1 pseudogene is annotated in these 556 nt (G+C 39.7%); it reads right to left on the reverse strand.

The features are described 5' to 3' along the window. Positions 1-66: 66 nt before the first annotated feature. Positions 67-483, reverse strand: a pseudogene (locus tag CIK04_RS32455) (chromosome partitioning protein ParA); the annotation flags it as partial. Between the last annotated feature and the right edge of the window lie 73 nt (positions 484-556).

A 556-nucleotide genomic window follows, 5' to 3' on the forward strand; every position in this document is an offset into this window, starting at 1 on the left:
ATTTGCGTACTATCCTCAAACGGGATTTTTAAATAGAACATGACAAGCATGAAACCTTTGTTATACTTCTCGGAATATCTTATAAGAAAGCCTTTCATTTTCATCAGTGGCACTTTCAAAGTCGTGGCTGATAGCTTCTTGGCTATACCGAGCTTTTTGCTTAAGTACATTACGAACAGGCTCTGTTACTTCTAACGCATCAATAAACGCTTCGATATCATCTCGAATACCATCTTGGTTAGTATCTGGTCCTGTCAACGAATCAGAGCGATCTAACAAAGGCTCATAGCGCTCATAAATCACCATTAGCTGGTCGTCAATGGTTTTCTGGTTCTTTAGTGTTGCAATAAGCTCATCAGTTTTATCAATTTGAATGGATGGCGTTGCCGTAGCTGGGGAAGGTGATGTAGAGCGGCTATCGCCGGATGAGTTACAACCAGCAATGCTGGCTACAACTAGCATTGTCATTAGAGTGCGTGTCATTGTTATGCCTCAAGTAAACTAAGAAGCATGCAGTGTAAGTGGATGATTTTAATAATGATAATTATGATTTTCT

The organism is Vibrio sp. 03_296 (assembly GCF_002265885.1).